The sequence below is a fragment of the Risungbinella massiliensis genome, from assembly GCF_000942395.1.
Classification (GTDB): Bacteria; Bacillota; Bacilli; order Thermoactinomycetales; family Thermoactinomycetaceae; genus Risungbinella; species Risungbinella massiliensis.
This window is the reverse complement of sequence record NZ_LN812102.1, coordinates 614,850-633,073: the sequence shown is the minus strand read 5'-3', so window position 1 is coordinate 633,073 and position 18,224 is coordinate 614,850. Positions and strand designations below refer to the sequence as shown.

The following is an 18,224-nucleotide window of genomic DNA, read 5'->3' as shown; positions in this document are numbered from 1 at the left end:
GGAGGGAGAGTATCAATGTATCAATGGATTTCCACTATATCAGGCTGGATGATCCCCGCCATTATTGTACTCATCCCGCTGTATGCTATTTTTCGTAAAATTCCCGTATATGATAGTTTTGTAGAGGGAGCCAAGGAAGGCTTTCCCACAGCAATCCAATTGATCCCTCATCTAGTGGGAATGATGGTAGCTGTTGCTATCTTCCGAGACTCAGGTGCCTTGAAGTTATTTTTACAACTTTTAGAACCTCTAGCTACATGGCTCCACATTCCTAGTGAAGTCCTTCCGATTGGAATGTTACGTCCCATCTCTGGTACTGGATCGTTAGCTTTTGTGGAAAGTATTTTTCGAACATACGGACCAGATTCTTTTTTAGGGAAGGTAGCATCTACGATCCAGGCTAGTACCGATACCACATTATATGTACTAACTGTATATTTTGGAGCTGTAGGAATTCGCAACTCACTATATGCTCTGAAGGTAGGGCTTTGGGCAGATCTAATTGGTTTTGTTGCCTCCCTTATTATTTGCTCGCTTATATTCTAGAGTATCCCAGTTTCTATGATAGAGCTGGGATTTTTTGTGGAGAAAAACGAAGAGAAGTTAGTGTGAACCGTATTTTTCTCTAAGTAAATGAAAACCCTTCTTGTGAAAGCTTTCCCAAAAGCGTTAAGATGGCATATGAGGTGAACAAATGGAACGATTACAAAAAGTGCTTGCGCATGCAGGAGTTGCTTCGCGTCGTGCAGCAGAGCAAATGATTTTAGATGGTAAGGTACAAGTAAATAACACAGTAGTAAAAGAATTAGGAGTAAAAGTAGATCCTGAGAAAGATGTTATTTTGGTCAATGGCAAACCCATTACCAAAGAACAGAAACGAACTTTTATGTTTTTTAAACCACTGGGTGTTATTACCGCTATGTCCGACCCAGAAGGACGCCGTACGGTTGCTGATTTTTTTGAAGATGTACCAGAGCGGGTTTATCCTGTTGGTCGTTTAGACTATAATACCGATGGGCTTTTGATTATGACCAATGATGGTGAGATCGCTAAAAGAATGATGCATCCTCGCTATGAGATGAAAAAGACGTATTCTTTGGTAACCAGAGGAATTCCAAAGGAAGAAGAGTTAGATCGCCTACGTGCTGGAATTCGTTTAGAAGATGGGGTGACTGCTCCAGCGGAGATCGAAGTGATCTATCGAGATCGGGTAAAAGAAGAAGCGAAAATCGAGATTACGATCCATGAAGGTCGAAATCGTCAAGTTCGGAGAATGTTTGAGCGGATTGGATACCCTGTAAAGCGTCTACGTAGGATCCAAATCGGTTTCTTAACTTTAAAAGCGATGCGCAAAGGTCAGTACCGTGATTTGACAGATCGGGAGATGACACGGCTTTTGGAAGAATTGGGAATGTCGAATAAAGGCTAGGTTTATCGGATAGTCATGTGTAAATTGCTGGTTTTGGTCATGAAGTTTGCAAAATCAATGGCCAAAACCTACTATCTAGTAGACACACAAATGTCGAAACGGTGAAGATCAAGTGACAAATATCAGCAGATATAATAAGATGTGTAGTTTTGCGAAGAGATTGGGGGAGAGAGCATGCTGGAGGACACTAAATGTGAATGTGGTCACAATAACCCCGTTGGGACCATTCTCTGTGAATATTGTGGAAAGCCTTTAGAAGAAGAACCAACGCAATTTACGGATCGCGAGATGCGTTATGATGGAACAGCGAGAAAATCGCAGAAAGCGGTGAAAAGCCCTTTTGATCAGGTATGGACATTTTTTTCGTCTGTTAAAGTAGCAGTTACTTTGATCATCATAACTTTTGTTCTTTCGATTCTGGGGACGATCTATCCTTTAGAGAAGTTTATCCCCTCCACCTTTCCGGAAACATATTATCTCCAAACATATGGGTACTGGGGAGATCTTTTTTATCGTCTAGGTTTTACGAATATGTATAGTTCTTGGTGGTTTGTTGCGTTGCTTGCCATGATTGGTATATCACTAGTTGTTTGTAGCTTAGATCGTGTTGTACCACTATATAAAGCATTAAAAAATCAGAAAGTAAAGAAGAGCACCTCCTTTTTGGAAAGACAGCGTATTGCCTACACATATGAAGATTCGATTCCTTCTGAAAAAGTGGTATCGAAGTGGAAAGATGTCTTACAAAAGCAACGTTATCAAGTACATGTAGATGGTGAGAACCTGCTAGCAGAAAAAGGTCGGCTTAGCCGCTGGGGCCCTTATATCAATCATATTGGTTTAATTCTCTTCTTGTTTGCTATTGTCTTACGATACATACCAGGTTGGAATGTAGATGAGTATGTTTGGGTACGAGAAGGGGAGACCAAAAAAGTTCCTGGTACAAAGTACTATATCCATAATGAAAAAGCAGAGATTGAGTTCTATGATCCAAACGCTGCTAATGGACAAGCGGAGTTAAATGCGAATGATACTTCACAAGTGGTCAAAAAATATCGTACCACTGCGGTGATTTATGAAAAAGATCCCAAAACGGGTCAGCTCCAGGAAGCCAAACGGCACGCGATATTGGTCAATGAGCCTTTAGGATACAAAGGAACCAACCTCTATCAGTCGGATTTTCGTCAAAATCAATTAAAGGCGATTCAATTTGAAGTAGTAGACAAAAAGACAGGGCAAGTAGTTGGGACATTTACAAGTGATCTCTATGATCTAAAACCAAATCAAAAACAAGCGGTAGGAGATCGTCTTGAATCAGAAGTGTTAGAGTATTATCCAGAGTTTGAGATTGTAAATGGAACTCCTCAGACCAAAACACAGGAACCGAATAAACCAGCATTTATCTTCCGAATCTCGGAAAAAGGAACCGACTACCAAGAGGTTTCGTGGGTGATTTCTGGAGAACGTTTCCCAAATCCAGAAACCAATCGGTATGAAATCCAGTTAAAAGATTTTGAATTTGTCAATTCTAGTGGGTTGATGGTGCGTGTAGAGAAAAGCTGGCCGCTTTATCTGTTTGGCGGGACAATCTTTATGATCGGTTTGATCATGGGAAGCTATTTCCAACATCGTCGTATCTGGTTACAAGTGAAAGATGGAAAAATCTACTTTGGCGCCCATACCAATAAGAACTGGTATGGTTTGCGTAGGGATTTACAACAAATCAGTAATCAAATTGGACTCAATGTCGAATGGATCAAGAAAAGTTAATGCTTGAACGGGAGGGATAAACCATGGAACAATTGATGGAGAAGTTATTGGAAGGTACCTTTTTTCTCTATCTTTTATCCTCAATCGCTTTTGTGATCGGGATGACATCACAGAATGAAAATAAACGAACAAAGTGGGGAAAAGCAGGTATTACGATGGCAATCATAGGAGCAGTGATCCAAATCGCGTTTATCATTACTAGGATCATTATTGGTGGCCATTTTCCTACTAGTAACATGTTTGAATTTATTGCATTTCTCTGTTTTGCTTTAGTTATCGGGTTTATTGTATTGTTTTTTATTTATCGTTCCTATTTGCTAGGAGCTTTTGCTATGCCGATGGCAGTGATTCTACTAGCATATGCTTCGATTTTTCCGACCGAAGTGCAGCCACTAATTCCAGCACTTCAAAGTCATTGGTTATATATTCATGTGACTACAGCAGCAGTAGGACAAGGACTGTTTGGAGTAGCAGCAGTTTCGGGGATTATTTATTTGATTCGAAAAGTAGGTCATGAGAAAAAAGGGAAAAATGCTTTCTTTCTCGAAATAACTTTACTTGTGCTAGTTATGTTTCTTTCTTTTTCCGCATACTCTTACATCTTCCGCTCCATGGATTATAGAGTAGTTTATGCTCATGAAGTAGAAGGACAAGTAGTAGCAGAAGAGTATGAGCTTCCGCCGCTTATCAAACCAAATGCATCACAGTTGGTAGAAGGGGAACCTAAATTCTCTCCTATAGCGGAAGCGCCTTCGTGGATGGAAGGAAGCCAAGCAGGCAAAAAATTAAATTCTGTGATATGGGCAATCATCACAGGACTTCTGGTTTATGCGATCTATTTCCTTCTAGTGAGAAAGCCGATCCACCGTTTGCTAGCACCATTAGTAAGCAAAGTAGATGATGAATTGCTAGACGAGATCACTTATCGGGCGATCGCGATTGGATATCCTATCTTTACCTTAGGAGCCTTGATCTTTGCTATGATTTGGGCACATGAAGCCTGGGGGCGTTTCTGGGGATGGGATCCAAAAGAGACATGGGCCTTTATCACTTGGATGTTCTATAGCGCCTATCTCCATTTGCGCTTGTCTCGTGGTTGGCACGGTACTCGCTCGGCTTGGTTGGCAGTTGGAGGATTTACCATTATCATGATTAACTTGATTGTTGTAAATCTCATCATTTCGGGTCTGCACTCCTACGCATAAATCTATTACAATAAAATAAGAACAGCCCCGTGAGGTGAAACGATGGAAGGTCAAACAAACCAAAGTATTTTAGTAGTAGACGATGAAGATCGGATCCGTCGTCTTCTCCGGATGTACCTAGAGAGAGAAGGCTTTGTGATCGATGAAGCAGAGGATGGAGAAACTGCTTTAGAGAAGGCATTTAACGACGATTTTGATCTCATTTTGCTTGATTTGATGTTACCTGGAATGGATGGATTGGACGTCTGTGCAGAAATTCGTAAACAAAAGGCGACACCAATCATTATGTTAACTGCACGTGGAGAAGAAACTAATCGTGTAGAAGGATTTGAAGCAGGGACGGATGATTATGTAGTCAAACCGTTTAGTCCTCGTGAACTAGTTCACCGAGTAAAAGCTGTGTTGCGGCGTGCCTCAGCTACTGCTTTCTTAAATACGACGACGGAAACTCATAATGTGATTGTATTTTCTGAGCTGACAATCGATCATGATGCACATGAAGTTCGTGCAGGTGGTCAAACAATCCAATTGACACCAAAAGAGTATGAACTACTTCATTACCTTGCACTGTCTCCTGATAAGGTGTTTACACGTGAAACCCTCCTTCGGGATGTATGGAACTATGAATTTTTCGGAGATTTGCGTACGGTTGATACCCACGTAAAGCGTCTTCGAGAAAAGCTAAATCGTGCTTCTTCCGTCGCAGCGTCGATGATTACGACGGTTTGGGGAGTAGGATATAAGCTAGAGGTGCCAAAAGATTGATTTTACGAAGTGTGGTAGGCAAACTCTGGCTGACGATCATCATACTGGTTTCGCTCGTTCTTACTCTTTTGAGCCTTTTTTTTAAGTGAACAAGTAGAGAAGACATACCTAAAAGATCAGGGAGTCAGCTTAAAGCAATTAGCAGTAGATGTACAAGAGAAAATATCCAAATCTGGTTCAAACAATACAGAATATCTCAATATGGTCTACCAAATATCTCAAGCTTTTGATACCAATATCAGTATTATTAATCCGGATGGAACGCTACAAAATATCGGAAAGAACAAAACTGAAAATTCCCAGCTCACCAATGAGTTAAAGGGAAAAGTTGATCTAAAAAAGGTCCTCCAAGGCAACACGACCGAGGGCACGATCAAAGTAAGTATAGATGACGATGGACAGAGTTCCTCCATTCTTAAAAACAATGTTCAGTTTATAGCAGTTCCTTATCTAAAGGGAAAAGATAAAGATATTGCCGGTGCAATCCTTTTTTATCAAGCACAGGATCAACTAATTGAGCAAGATATCAAAAGTTGGATTTTTTACTCTGCTTTGATCGCGATTGCTCTCACAACGGTATTTGCTTTTTTCCTCTCTACCCGAATTACTCAACCGTTGATCCAGATCCAAAAGGCTGCTGATAAAATGTCGCATGGTGAATTGGAAACTAGGGTATTTGTTCGCTCTCATGAACGAGATGAGATTGCGGATCTAGGGCTCACATTTAACAGAATGGCAGCTCAGTTAGAAGAATCAATTAATCTGCTCTCCCATGAAAAAGAACAATTAACTAGTATCGTCCGCAGTATGATCGACGGGGTCATCTCCCTCAATGCACATGGGAAAGTGATCTTGACCAATCCACCTGCTGAGCGACTCCTGTCTCTGCATCGGAAGCAAGTAGAGGGCTTTCCTTATGCTAGCAATTCTTTGCCACCGAAATTACAACATATTTTTGAGACGGTAATGGACTCCGAAACAGAGCAGACAGGGGATGTAATGGAGGCAGGGCGTACTTGGGCCTTTGTTATGGCGCCGCTTTATGCACGCAATCATCTTCGTGGTGCTGTGGCTGTATTCCGGGATGTAACAGAGCAGCGCAAGTTGGATAAGCTACGCAAAGATTTTGTAGCGAATATCTCCCATGAACTTAGAACCCCTTTGTCGATGTTACAGGGCTACAGTGAGGCTCTATTAGATGATATTGCAGATACTCCAGAAGCTCGACGGGAGATAGCCCAAGTTATAAATGATGAATCTCTTCGAATGAGCCGCTTGGTTGCTGAATTACTTGATTTGGCCAAAATGGAATCTGGGAACATTGAACTCTCGCTATCCCGAATTTCGATGAAGCCTTATCTCACAAAAGTAGTAAGGAAATTTCAGAATCTGGCTAGAGAACAAGAGCTGGAAGTTACATTGGAGTTTCACGATCCGCTACCTGATACACTCTGGGATGAAGATAAAGTGGAGCAAATCTTGACCAACCTGATTGGTAATGCAATTCGACATACACCAAATGGTGGAAAGGTAACGCTTCGTACTTTTTGGGACCAATCCTATGTATATCTCGAGGTAGAAGATACTGGCACTGGAATTCCGGAAGAGGATGTACCGTTTGTTTTTGAACGTTTCTATAAAGCGGATAAAGCACGTACAAGAGATAACTCAAGCGGGACGGGACTTGGTCTTTCCATTGTGAAGCATTTGGTACAAGCACATGGAGGACTTGTCACTGTACGAAGCAAAGTAGGGGTAGGAACCACTTTCTCCGTACAATTACCCAAAGAGGCACCACGAACAGAGGACAGCGAAGAATTAATTGGATAAAATATATAATGTGATAAATTGCTACTTGTGTATGGATATTGCTGATTCAGTAAGAATAACGTAAAATAGTGAAGTTCAAAGAAGAACCGCCATTTTTTTGAGTGAGATGCTCAAAAGATGGCGGTTCTCTCTGTGAACAAAAGGAAATGATATAGGAAAGGATGTGATGAGTATGAGTCGCTTACGTGCCAGTCTCTATGTACTCATTGGCGCCTCTTTTTATGGAATGACGGGAGTAATTACGAAATTTGCTTATGGAGATGGGTACAACGCTTCTCAAGTAGCAGCTGGACAGGTTTTATTTGGAACATTGTTGCTTTGGATATTTGCATTTAGAGATTGGAAAGCAATACGGGATTATCCTAAAAAAAAATTATGGATTCTCATTATTAGTGGTGCTTTTCCAACATTGACAACGATTGTTTATTACATTGCAATTGAACGTTTAGGACCGTCTTTAGCAATTATTTTGTTATTCCAGTTTACTTGGATGGGTGTGGTGGTAGAGTCAGTACGAACCAAACAAGCACCATCTGCTTATAAATGGCTCTCTGTGTCTGTCATTTTAATCGGAACCTATTTTGCGGCTGGAATTCAGATCGGACAGTTAGATCGATTGGATCTCATCGGATTTTTATGTGGCCTTTTAGCTGCAATCGGTTATACAGGTTTCATATTTGCGAGTGGAAGCCTCGGACTTGGATTGCCACCTACCCTACGCGGAGCTTGGCTCAATACAGGAAGTCTTATGTTGATACTCGCTCTCTACTCCCCGACGGTTTATACAGATGGTGCCTTAATCGAGGGTCTTTGGAAATGGGGGCTGATCCTCGGGATTAGTGGTGCTTTTTTACCAAGTTTTCTTTTTACCAAAGCTATTCCTCACTTAGGTTCAGGAGTTGCATCTCTCCTAGGTTCTGTAGAACTTCCAGTTGCAATCCTTGCCGCTGCGTTGCTTTTACAAGAAGAAGTAAGTTTGTTCCGTTGGAGTGGAGTTGTAGTCATACTTTTTGGGATCTGGCTTGCCGAGTATAAATCAAAGTCACCTGAAAAACATTCTAGTAGAAAACCAGAACCAGAAGCGTGATTTGGTTCTGGTTTTCTTTACGGTCTTTATTAATTTCATTAATTGATTTCTCATGTTGTTGTTTCCCTTTAATAGTGAGTGACTGGTCGATAGCCTCTTTTCTCTAAGATATTGCCGTTACGTTTTGGTGCCTTTTTTGGGAACTGTAAATAATATCGAAAGCAATGCGAGGATAGCGAAAGCAACATTTGTTAGGATACCCGCAGATGCAGCCACTTCAACACTTTCTACAGCTGAGAAAGCACCATATACTGCTGCTGATAGAGCTACACCTATGGAACTACCAAGTGAGCTGGCCATTTTGTAAATTCCAGAAGCTTCCCCTATTTTTTCAGAAGGGGCATTCGATACTGCTGTATCGGTTGAGGGAGTTGCATACATACCGAGTCCGATTCCAAATAAAGCAAAACCAATGAATACGACGATGGTATAAGCGGCTCCCTGTAAAAAAGTAAACGCCATGATCCCGATCCCGATCGTGGTTATCAAAGAACCAACAATCATTGGCATTCTTGCGCCTGTGCGTTGTAATAATTTTTCCCCAACACGAATCATAGCAAGTACAGAAACTAAATATCCAAGTGATAACATACCAGATTGAAAAGCGGTAAAACCTCTTCCAACTTGTACATATGTATTCGCAACAACAAGAGTTCCTGCAACAGCATTTAACAAAAAGTTTGAAATGGTTGCTCCAGAATATGGTTTGTTTTGAAACAAGGAGAAATCAATAAATCTATTTGCGATTCCTTTTTCGATTTTAAAGAAAAGAACGGCTCCTATAATTGTAACTGCGATTAATCCTAATATAATGGGGTTTGTCCATCCAATATCTTGCCCTTGTGTAATAACGATATTGAATGCAAGTATGGTGATGAAAAATAATGCGAACCCAGTATAATCAAATCGATGAGTTTCGGTCTGAGTGCTTTTGCTTTCTGGAATGTCTTTGAGAAGTACCATTGCCAAAAGTGTAAATATAATGGAAAAGATAAATATCCATTTCCAGCCCATGTATGTTGCTATTGCACCACCTGCGAAAGAACAAACACCTGATCCGCCCCAAGATCCAATGGACCAGTAACTTAAGGCACGTTGTCTTTCTGACCCTTCAAAATAAGATTTTACTAATGCGATTGTCGCTGGCATGATACAAGCAGCAGACAGTCCTTGTATAACACGTCCAATTATCAATAGGACAGGCCCTTGTGCAAATATTAGACAAAGAGAGCCAATCACACTGAGCCATAATCCAAGATATGTAATTTTCTTTCGTCCAACTTTATCGGCTAATCCACCAGCCGCCACAATAAAAAGACCAGAGAACAACGCTGTTAAACTGATCGCAATATTAATAGTCCCTAATGAAATACCTAAATCAGATTGGACAGATGGAATTACGTTTACCATTGATTGTGCAAATAGCCAAAATGTAATAACACCAAACACAATCCCAATAATCATTTTATTTGTTCCTCTATAGTCTGTTTCCATTACTGTATCTCCTCCTTATTGCTTCTCTTATTTGATTGCTGTGATCATGCAAAATTATTGGGATGTTCTTTTATAACATGTTCTAGCGCCAAGAAACATCCTGAAAAATATTCCAATAACCAAAAAGAGCAGAAGTGAGACTTGCTTCTGGTTTTGCATCACGATCAGGGACATTAAGGCATTGCTTAATATAAGTGAGACCGTAAAAGACATGAAGAGGATGTTTGTAAGAAGAAGTGTAGGAAAGGGAGTATTTAGTATGGGAGTTTTGGTAAAAAGTTTTTCCGAACTAACTCCTGAATTGCAAGTATCAGCTAGTGGGAAAGGTGGCATGCTTGTTAGAAAGTTTCAGAACGGTTACCCAGTTCCTGAAGGTTCGTCGTGTTACAGCTATAGTAGTGAGAGAACTTGGTAACCCGGCAGTAGTCGGTGGGAATGCTACCACAAAGCTTAATATGGGAGATAGGGTAATCGTAGATGGAGGAAAAGGGATGGTTTATATAATGGAATGAAACAAAAAGGATCCTACTTGGATGATAGTTCTAAGTGGGATCCTTTTCATGATAGCCATCATTTCTGAGCCATTTGAATCTGTCTTACGCCTTCTTTACTTTGCTGTTTTACATAATGAATCCACGGAAGTAGGAAAAAGATACTCCCCATCGCGATTGCGATCAAAAGGTAGCTATTGCTAAAAGCTGTAAACTGAGTGGTATAAAGAGGATTCCAGTGATCCATTCTTTTCTCTAAAAAGTCGCCAATCAAGGCTGGTCCCATCGCATTGCCTAGGAAGTTACTCATACTAAAGAGTCCCATTCCCACACCGCTTCCGCCAGGAGGAAGGTTTTGCGATGTGTAGTTGCTAAGTGCCGATTGATTGCTAGAGAATCCAACGTAAACCAATAAGAAAAAGATAGCAGAGAAGATAGGAGAGACACCAACAAATGTAGAGAATAATAGATATCCAACTAGCATAAGTAGAGAACTCATACGGATAACAGTTGGACTCCCAAAGTGATCACTCCATTTTCCTGCAGTAGATCCCAAAAATGCTGAGAGGATTGCTCCAGGGAAGAGGACCAGACCGATTTCACTCTCAGGTAGGGAGTTTGCTTCTTCTAACATTAGTGGAAGTAAGAAAACTCCAATAGACATACACATAAATATGGCGAAACCCATTGCCAGAATGAGAACATAAGGACCGTGAGTAAAGAAGCGTGGATTGATAAAAGGATGGGTGATCCGTCGTGAGTGAAGCACAAAAAGAGTTCCTAACAAAATAAAACCAAGAAGTGCCCAGCTAGACCAGTTGATTCCTAAAAAGAGAGAGGAAATGGTAAGGGAGAATAAGGCTAGTCCTACTAGATCAAATGGTGCTGGACGTGTCTCTTCGTCTGGTAAGAGCTTGCGCATAATAGGCAAGCCCAGCAGGCTACCAACTGAGACAAAAAATAACATCGACCAACCAAAATATTCGGCAATAAATCCGCCTAAGACAGGTCCCATTGCAGAGCCAACGGCCACAGCAGATGAGATAAAACCAAGAGCATGTCCTCGATTTTTGGATTCAAAAAAACGAGTTGCGATAATCATGCCTAGTGCTGGGATGGCTCCAGCCCCACTTGCTTGGATTACTCTACCCACAATAACCATCCAAAACTGATTAGCACTGTATCCTACTAGAGAACCAGCTGCAAAAATAATTAATCCAATGGTGATAAGGCGCTTTACTGGATAGAGATCGGCAAGTTTTCCAAAAGTTGCTGTACTGATCGCGAAGGTCATCATATAGCCAACCACAATCCAACTTACTTCTGATGGCATGAGTTGAAACTCCATCGCGATATAAGGTAACGAAACGTTAAAAATGGAGCCGTTCATTACTGAGAAAAAAACGAGAAAACAATGGGTCAAGATCAAGGCGCGTTTTTCTTTTGTCATGCGATCCTCCTTAGTGTTAGTATGCAAAAAAACAACAAAGTGAACCCGCCACACTCGATACGTGGCGGGTTGAAATTTCGTATATCAAAACATTATAAGCGATGCATCTTATAATGGGCTAGTATCTTTTGTCTGTTTGGTTGCGGTTTACTAAACTTAGAATAACGGAGTGGATCTAGTTCCCTAAGAGAAGAGATTCTGCTTTTATTTTTCTAGGATTGTGGCACTTGTGGACGCATGACCAATTGACCCCAGATTGCTCCTTTTGGAGCCGTGACAATGGTATGGAGAACTTCTGCTAAGTACGTAGGATCTAATGCATAATCTTTTTTTGTGCCAAAGTCTGTCTTGATCGAACCTGGACAGAAGGTAGTCACTTTTACATGGTATGGTTTAAGCTCTTGAGTAAGTGCGTCGCTGAGTGCTTGTAAACCAAATTTAGATGCACAGTAACCTGCTCCTCGTGCAAAAGATTCTAACCCTGCAACGCTGGAAATATTAAGAATGTGACCCTGTGATTTTTTGAGATGGGGGATCGCGTACTTACATGTTAGGAACGCCCCTTTCAGGTTAACCTCATACATCTCATCAAATTGTTCTTCGGTTAGCTCTTCTACTGGTGCAAAATGTCCAAGACCAGCATTATTTACTAACAGATCAAGTCTCCCTGTCTTTTCTATTGCAAACTCGATGAGTCGTTGAACACTTTGGCCGTCTTTTAGATCAGTGGAAAATGGTAAAATTCCTTCTACTTCTGTTGCCAATTCTTCTAGTAGCTGTTGATTACGAGCTGTTGCAATGACGACAAATCCACCTTGTGCTAGCCTTTTGGCTGTCTCACGTCCTAAACCTCTGCTAGCACCAGTAACGATCGCTACTTGGGTCAAATGGTTTTCCTCCTAACAAAGTTTTTCTTTTGTATCTTTTCCCTATAGTTCAATCGATGTAACAGACGAAATCTTTTGCATACCAGCTATACTTTCACGAACAAACGTAGGAATCACATTATCTAAGTGTAATACCATGATCGCATCCCCACCAGATGCCATGCGCCCAACTTGCATGGTGGCGATATTGATATCATGTTCTCCTAAAACGGTTCCTACTTCCCCGATCATGCCAGGTTGATCATGGTGACGAATGTAGAGAAGATGTCCAGCTGGAACGACGTCAATTGCGTATCCGTTCATTTTAACGATCCGAGGTCCAAAGCCATTTAGCAAGGTTGCTGCAGCATCATTCTTCCCATTTTCTGTCGCGATTTCTACATGTATTAGTTGAGTGAAACCTTGACTCACGTTTTTCTTCTCTTCAATTAACTGAATTCCACGTTGTTTTGCAAGATGAGGGGCATTGACAAAATTAACATCAGCTAGATGATGCGATAAAGCTCCTTTTAATATGGTACGAGTTAGAGGAGAGGTGCTCATCTCGGCCAATTCTCCAGCATAAGTAATGCGGATTTTTTTGATTGCTCCAATAGAGGCTTGCGCTACAAAGGAACCTAGTTTCTCTGCAAGCTCTTGATATGGAGCTAGTTTTTCTTTTTGGTCTTTGGGAATCGATGGCAAGTTTACTGCATTACGGAATGGCTTGTCCTCTAAAACATTTAGTACCTCACCGATGACGTCGATCGCAACGTTCTCTTGTGCTTCTACTGTTGAAGCACCAAGATGAGGAGTCACGATAACTTGTGGAAGTTCAAATAATGGATGTTTGGGTGTTGGTGGTTCTACTTCAAAGACATCAAGAGCTGCCCCTGCTACTTTTCCGACTTGAATCGCTTCATAGAGTGCTTCTTCTTCAATAATTCCTCCACGTGCGCAGTTGAGAATTCGAACGCCATCTTTCATTTGGGAGAATACATCCCGATTGATGAGATGCCGAGTCTCTTTGGTGAGAGGAGTATGGACACTTAAGAAGTCTGCACAAGTGATTACTTCTTCCAAAGTTGCCTTCGTCACGCCTAGTTTTTCTGCTCGTTCTTCTGTTAAATAAGGGTCAAAAGCAACTACATTCATGTAGAATGCTTTTGCTTTTTGAGACAATTCAGCGCCAATTCGACCAAGTCCAAGAATGCCAAGTGTTTTTCCGTTTAACTCTACTCCGGTAAAATCTTTGCGTCTCCATTCCCCTTGAACGGTGGAGCGATATGCTTGAGGAATGTTCCGAGCTAGCGAGATCATCATTGCAAAGGTATGTTCTGCAGTAGAGATGGTATTACCATCTGGAGCGTTTAGGACAATAATTCCTTTTTCTGTGGCTGCCTCGATATCAATATTATCGACCCCTACCCCGGCACGTCCGACAACACGTAATTTTTTGGCATGCTCAAGGACTTCACGGGTAACTTTTGTCTGACTACGAACTAGAAGTGCATCAACATCTTGGATCATATAGAGGAGTTCCTCTGGTGTTAAATTTGTTTCGTAGATTACTTCGATGTTGGATGCCGATTGTAATGGGTCTAATCCTTGCTGACTTAATGGATCGGAAACAAGTATTTTATACATATTGGAACCATACCTCCTGAGCAGCTTGTACGCCTCTTCCGAAAATATTTTTTACACCTAAATCTGCTAGTCCCATCTCTAGAACACTAAGCATCGTAATGACATCTTGTGGATCACAGTAGCCCATATGTCCTAGGCGGAAGACTTTCCCTTTCAATTGTTGTTGTCCGCCTGCCACAATCATTTGCCGCTTCTTCATTGCATTTCGAAGGGCATCAGCTTCCCGTTGGGTTCCATCTCCTCGAATAGCTGTGACGGTTGGAGAAGCGATCTCATCTTCTGAAAGTAGTTCCAGCTTTAAAGCTTTTACCCCTTGCCGTGTCATCTTTTGAAGGAGACGATGGCGATCATAGACCGCTAGGAGTCCTTCTTCTTCTAACATCGTCAGTGCCTCTTTTGCCCCATAAAGGAGGGAGAGGGCTGGGGTATAAGGAGTAGTCTTCGCTTCTAGTTGTTTACGATAGGCAATGAGGTCTAGATAAAAGCGAGGGCTTGGATTTTCTTCTATTACATTCCAAGCTCGTTGGCTGACGGCCAGAAAGGCAAGCCCTGGTGGTAGCATCATCGCCTTTTGTGATCCCGTTACAACCACATCGACTTTCCACTCATCCATCGCAAATGGCACTGCTCCAAGGCTACTAACCGCATCCACTATAACCAGTGCATTGGAATGTTGGTGAATAACATTGCTTAATGCTTGAATATCATTTAGGATTCCTGTCGAGGTCTCACAATGAGTCAAGAAGACAGCACGTACATTTGGATGAGTAGCGAGAGCGTCCTGTAATTGACCCCTGGTACATGTTTGCCCCCACGGAATATCTAGTCGATGAATGGTGTATCCATAGCGTTCCGTAATTTTGGCAAAGCGATCGCCAAAGGAGCCTGTTACGACTACCAATGCTTCTTCTCCTGGAGCCAAACAGTTAACTACTGCAGCTTCCAGAGCAGAAGTACCACTCCCTGAAATCCAGAAAGGGTCTGTATGGGTACCAAAGACTGGTTTCAGTTTTTGAGATACCTCAACAAACAACTCTCCTGCTTCTTTGCTTCGATGTCCCATCATAGGTGCATTCATTGCATTAGCTACTCGCGGTGGGATCGGGGTTGGTCCTGGAATACGTAGATGAAATTTTTCTGCAAATGTCATGTTCGATTGCTCCTTTTGGATCAAATTGGAAAGATATACAAAAAAGCCTCTCGTCCCTCATCTGTTTCTAGGACAGATGAGGGGCGAGAGGCTCGCGGTGCCACCCTCAATATATTGCTCGTTCACACGAACAATCTTATGAAGTCATATGACTTCTCGAGATAACGGTTCGACCGAGTAAACCTACTATCATGGTGAGTTCAGCATACTGCTCCGGAGTGCTCCACTAGATTCAACTACCGATTCCCACCAACCATCGGCTCTCTAAAAGTTGCTTCTTCTAGTTTGGTTCCATCATTGTTTTGAGTTGTTTTTATTTTTATTCAAATTAACACGAAGATTATAGTCTGTCAATGAGTATTTTTTTATCTATAACAAAACGTTTGTCGTGAAAAATAATTTAAAGTTCGTGTTTTGAGGGGTTATTGATGATGAACAAGTTTTCTTGTTGTTTTTTAAAATGAAATACAGTATTTACATTATACTAAACGATTTGCTACATAGGAAAAAGGGAACCTAGGGAGAATAAATAACAAAAAGGGAGATCACCTTGTTCTCTTAGAAATGGAGTCTCATCATGACACAATTAATGATTCGTTTATTAGATGAAACAGATGCACAAGAATATTATCATCTACGTATGGAAGGGCTTCAAAATCATCCAGAGAATTTTGCGAAATCAGTTGATGAGTGGCAACAACGTGAGCTTACCGAAGTGGCAGAGGAGCTTGAGGAGAAAGATCCAAACTGGACTTGGGGAGCGTTTTTAGAAGGTGAGATGGTAGGGATTGTTACATTAGCCCGAAATACCAGTGAAAAGGAGAGTCATAAGGCTTGGATTAAATCGGTCTATGTCTCTCCCAAAGCACGAGGACAGCGATTGGGAGTAAAATTAGTAGAAACAACCGTTGAATTTGCCGAAAAGCATGAGGACTTATGGCAACTCTTTCTCGTGGTCGCCAAGAAAAATGATCCTGCTCGTACGTTATATGAAAAGATGGGATTTGAGGTAATTGGAGAGGCGCAACACTCTTTAAAAGTAGGAGAGCAATACATAGATGAATACATCATGCGTCGGGAATTGCATTTAGAACGCACCTCTTAGATCCTAGAGAGACATTTTTTACTTACAAAAAAACAGCTGGAGTTTTGCAAGAGAGGAACTCTTGTTTCCAACTGTTTTTCTGTCAAAAAGAATTATCCTTTGTAACGAGCTAGGCACTCATCATACAGTTTTGCTGCAAATTCAGCGTCTTTCCAACCTTCGATATGAGTCTCTTTGTTTTCCAAGTCTTTATAGACACGGAAGAAGTGAGCAATCTCTTTTAAGATGTGAGGTTGTACATCATCCAACGACTGAACATGATCAAAACGGGGATCATCACAAGGCACAGCGAGTAGTTTCTCATCTTGCCCTTTGTCATCAGACATGATCAGGACGCCGACAACACGGCTTTTGATGACACAACCAGGGAAAGTAGGGAAAGAAGTAAGGACGAGGATATCTAATGGATCTCCGTCTTCTGCGAGGGTTTTATCTAAGTAACCATATTCCGTTGGGTAGTGCATCGGAGAGTAAAGTACACGATCCAAGCGAAAAACACCTGCATCTTTGTCATACTCATACTTGTTTTGACTACCAGTAGGGATCTCTATAAAAGCATCCACCACGAGATTTTTGGACATGAGGAAGACCTCCTTGATATGTATAAACATTCGACTAAAAAGTCTCTTTCACATTGTATTCGGTTTCTGGTAGAATCGCAACAAAGTGCTATAGAGAGGGAGAAAAAATGACACATTCCATTTATCATATATCACCAGAATCGTTTTTGGACAAGTATTATCAAAATGAATTAAAAGATTCCCAACTCATTGATGTAAGAGAAACATACGAGTGGGATATGTATCATATTGATGGATTTCAGCTTATTCCATTAGGAGAACTACCAGATCGGCGTCGTGAGATCGATCGACACAAGAAGATCTATTTAGTTTGTGCACATGGGATTCGTAGCCTTCATGCGGCCAACTGGCTTTTGGAAAAAGGTTACCGAAATGTAGTTAATATTGATGGTGGTCTAGCCAAAGTAGAGATAGCAGCACAGGAAAGGGAAGAACGCGAGGAACAATAAGTATCCAAGGGGGATTAGATTGTTTTCCTTTCGATATGTGCGTGATTCGGCCTTAATCGATAATATTCACCAATTAAAAAGGCAAATAGAACAAGATTATAAATCAGATCCAGACGTTCTCGGACTTTTTTATGGTGGATCAATTGGTCGAGGGGATTTGCGAAAATACTCCGATGTGGATTTACGGGTTTTGGTGAAATCGGAGAGTTTGTCCCATTTTATTGAAACGAAACGAGAACGTACGATGCGTTGGGGGAATGTGTTGTTTTGGGAGGAGCAGTCTACAGAAGCTCCTTATACCAGTGCACATTATGACATTTTTATCAAAGTGGACTTATTTTATTATCGAATAAATGATATTATTGCATCTACATGGCTCTCAGAGATCGAAATTGTATTCGACCCTTGTAACCTTCTTAAACCAATCCAAGAAAAGTCCCAACATTGTGTTGTAAGTGTAACTAGAGAAGATTGGTACTTTTTTTGTACAAAATTTCTTGCTCATTTACATGAAACATACCGAAAATTACTGCAAGATCAATATTTGTATGCTATTTCTTGTATCGAAAAAATGAGTTGGATCATTGTATCAGGATGGTATTTAATAGCTGGAAAACAACCTAATTCTTATGGTGATTGGTCAAAATATGAAGGAGATCGATCTGCATTACAACCAGAACAGCTAAAAAAATTGTCTTCATGGACATGTAAACGAGATAAAAATCATATCTGGGCTATTGTACAGAACTTGCTCCCAGAGTTTTGTAAGATAGAAGAACAATTAGCTAAGCTCGCTAAGATAAAGGAGACGGATCGTCTGTGGATCTCCAAGGCGATTGCACTTGTGGAAAAGTCAGAGTAGAGAATATGGAACTGGAAAAAAGACATTTCGCTGTGATCGGTCT

General features: G+C 41.1%; 17 protein-coding genes and 1 other annotated feature. Of the genes, 11 read left to right on the top strand and 6 right to left on the bottom strand.

What is annotated here, in order from left to right:
• Window positions 1-15: 15 nt before the first annotated feature.
• The 7 genes from VJ09_RS03595 (at window position 16) to VJ09_RS03565 (ending at window position 8,086) form a co-directional block, all read left to right on the top strand.
• Window positions 16-546 carry a spore maturation protein gene (locus VJ09_RS03595; protein WP_044640281.1) on the top strand — a complete coding sequence of 177 codons (531 nt, stop codon included), beginning with the start codon at window positions 16-18 and terminating at the stop codon, window positions 544-546.
• A 148-nt stretch (window positions 547-694) separates the two neighbouring features.
• Complete coding sequence (locus tag VJ09_RS03590; protein WP_044640280.1) at window positions 695-1,429, top strand: pseudouridine synthase; 735 nt, start codon at window positions 695-697, stop codon at window positions 1,427-1,429.
• A gap of 174 nt (window positions 1,430-1,603) precedes the next feature.
• Window positions 1,604-3,199, top strand: a complete 1,596-nt coding sequence (locus VJ09_RS03585) for a cytochrome c biogenesis protein ResB (protein ID WP_082050389.1) — start codon at window positions 1,604-1,606, stop codon at window positions 3,197-3,199.
• A 23-nt stretch (window positions 3,200-3,222) separates the two neighbouring features.
• Window positions 3,223-4,404 carry a cytochrome c biogenesis protein CcsA gene (gene ccsA, locus VJ09_RS03580; RefSeq protein ID WP_044640279.1) on the top strand — a complete coding sequence of 394 codons (1,182 nt, stop codon included), beginning with the start codon at window positions 3,223-3,225 and terminating at the stop codon, window positions 4,402-4,404.
• A gap of 42 nt (window positions 4,405-4,446) precedes the next feature.
• On the top strand, window positions 4,447-5,169 hold the full coding sequence (locus VJ09_RS03575; protein ID WP_044640278.1) for a response regulator transcription factor: 723 nt from the start codon (window positions 4,447-4,449) through the stop codon (window positions 5,167-5,169).
• A gap of 201 nt (window positions 5,170-5,370) precedes the next feature.
• Window positions 5,371-6,999 carry an ATP-binding protein gene (locus tag VJ09_RS03570; protein WP_052807198.1) on the top strand — a complete coding sequence of 543 codons (1,629 nt, stop codon included), beginning with the start codon at window positions 5,371-5,373 and terminating at the stop codon, window positions 6,997-6,999.
• A 172-nt stretch (window positions 7,000-7,171) separates the two neighbouring features.
• Window positions 7,172-8,086 carry an EamA family transporter gene (locus VJ09_RS03565; RefSeq protein WP_052807197.1) on the top strand — a complete coding sequence of 305 codons (915 nt, stop codon included), beginning with the start codon at window positions 7,172-7,174 and terminating at the stop codon, window positions 8,084-8,086.
• A gap of 117 nt (window positions 8,087-8,203) precedes the next feature.
• Here the strand turns inward: VJ09_RS03565 and VJ09_RS03560 are convergent, their stop codons facing one another.
• Window positions 8,204-9,580: an MFS transporter gene (locus VJ09_RS03560; RefSeq protein WP_044640276.1), complete on the bottom strand. Its 1,377-nt coding sequence runs from the start codon at window positions 9,578-9,580 to the stop codon at window positions 8,204-8,206.
• Between the two features lie 335 nt (window positions 9,581-9,915).
• Between VJ09_RS03560 and VJ09_RS17955 the strand changes: the two genes are divergently transcribed.
• Window positions 9,916-10,092: a PEP-utilizing enzyme gene (locus VJ09_RS17955; protein ID WP_230199085.1), complete on the top strand. Its 177-nt coding sequence runs from the start codon at window positions 9,916-9,918 to the stop codon at window positions 10,090-10,092.
• Between the two features lie 58 nt (window positions 10,093-10,150).
• Here VJ09_RS17955 and VJ09_RS03555 read toward each other — a convergent pair whose 3' ends face one another.
• From VJ09_RS03555 to VJ09_RS03540, 4 genes are all read right to left on the bottom strand, one after another.
• Window positions 10,151-11,521, bottom strand: a complete 1,371-nt coding sequence (locus VJ09_RS03555) for an MFS transporter (protein WP_044640275.1) — start codon at window positions 11,519-11,521, stop codon at window positions 10,151-10,153.
• A 212-nt stretch (window positions 11,522-11,733) separates the two neighbouring features.
• Window positions 11,734-12,408 carry an SDR family oxidoreductase gene (locus tag VJ09_RS03550; protein ID WP_044640274.1) on the bottom strand — a complete coding sequence of 225 codons (675 nt, stop codon included), beginning with the start codon at window positions 12,406-12,408 and terminating at the stop codon, window positions 11,734-11,736.
• A gap of 42 nt (window positions 12,409-12,450) precedes the next feature.
• Window positions 12,451-14,034 carry a phosphoglycerate dehydrogenase gene (gene serA, locus VJ09_RS03545; RefSeq protein WP_044640273.1) on the bottom strand — a complete coding sequence of 528 codons (1,584 nt, stop codon included), beginning with the start codon at window positions 14,032-14,034 and terminating at the stop codon, window positions 12,451-12,453.
• Window positions 14,027-15,184 (bottom strand): pyridoxal-phosphate-dependent aminotransferase family protein, encoded by a 1,158-nt coding sequence (locus VJ09_RS03540; protein WP_044640272.1) that lies wholly within the window; start codon window positions 15,182-15,184, stop codon window positions 14,027-14,029. The genes serA and VJ09_RS03540 overlap by 8 nt, the downstream gene beginning before the upstream one ends.
• 76 nt (window positions 15,185-15,260) lie before the next feature.
• Window positions 15,261-15,491 (bottom strand) — a binding site (T-box leader).
• A 270-nt stretch (window positions 15,492-15,761) separates the two neighbouring features.
• Between VJ09_RS03540 and VJ09_RS03535 the strand changes: the two genes are divergently transcribed.
• Complete coding sequence (locus VJ09_RS03535) at window positions 15,762-16,289, top strand: GNAT family N-acetyltransferase (RefSeq protein ID WP_044640271.1); 528 nt, start codon at window positions 15,762-15,764, stop codon at window positions 16,287-16,289.
• Window positions 16,290-16,381: 92 nt separating this feature from the next.
• Here the strand turns inward: VJ09_RS03535 and VJ09_RS03530 are convergent, their stop codons facing one another.
• Window positions 16,382-16,870 carry an inorganic diphosphatase gene (locus VJ09_RS03530; protein WP_044640270.1) on the bottom strand — a complete coding sequence of 163 codons (489 nt, stop codon included), beginning with the start codon at window positions 16,868-16,870 and terminating at the stop codon, window positions 16,382-16,384.
• A 107-nt stretch (window positions 16,871-16,977) separates the two neighbouring features.
• Between VJ09_RS03530 and VJ09_RS03525 the strand changes: the two genes are divergently transcribed.
• Together VJ09_RS03525 and VJ09_RS03520 are read left to right on the top strand one after the other, a co-directional pair.
• Window positions 16,978-17,319, top strand: coding sequence for a rhodanese-like domain-containing protein (locus VJ09_RS03525; protein WP_052807196.1), 342 nt, complete (start codon window positions 16,978-16,980; stop codon window positions 17,317-17,319).
• Between the two features lie 19 nt (window positions 17,320-17,338).
• Window positions 17,339-18,181, top strand: coding sequence for a nucleotidyltransferase domain-containing protein (locus tag VJ09_RS03520; protein ID WP_052807195.1), 843 nt, complete (start codon window positions 17,339-17,341; stop codon window positions 18,179-18,181).
• Window positions 18,182-18,224: the final 43 nt, after the last annotated feature.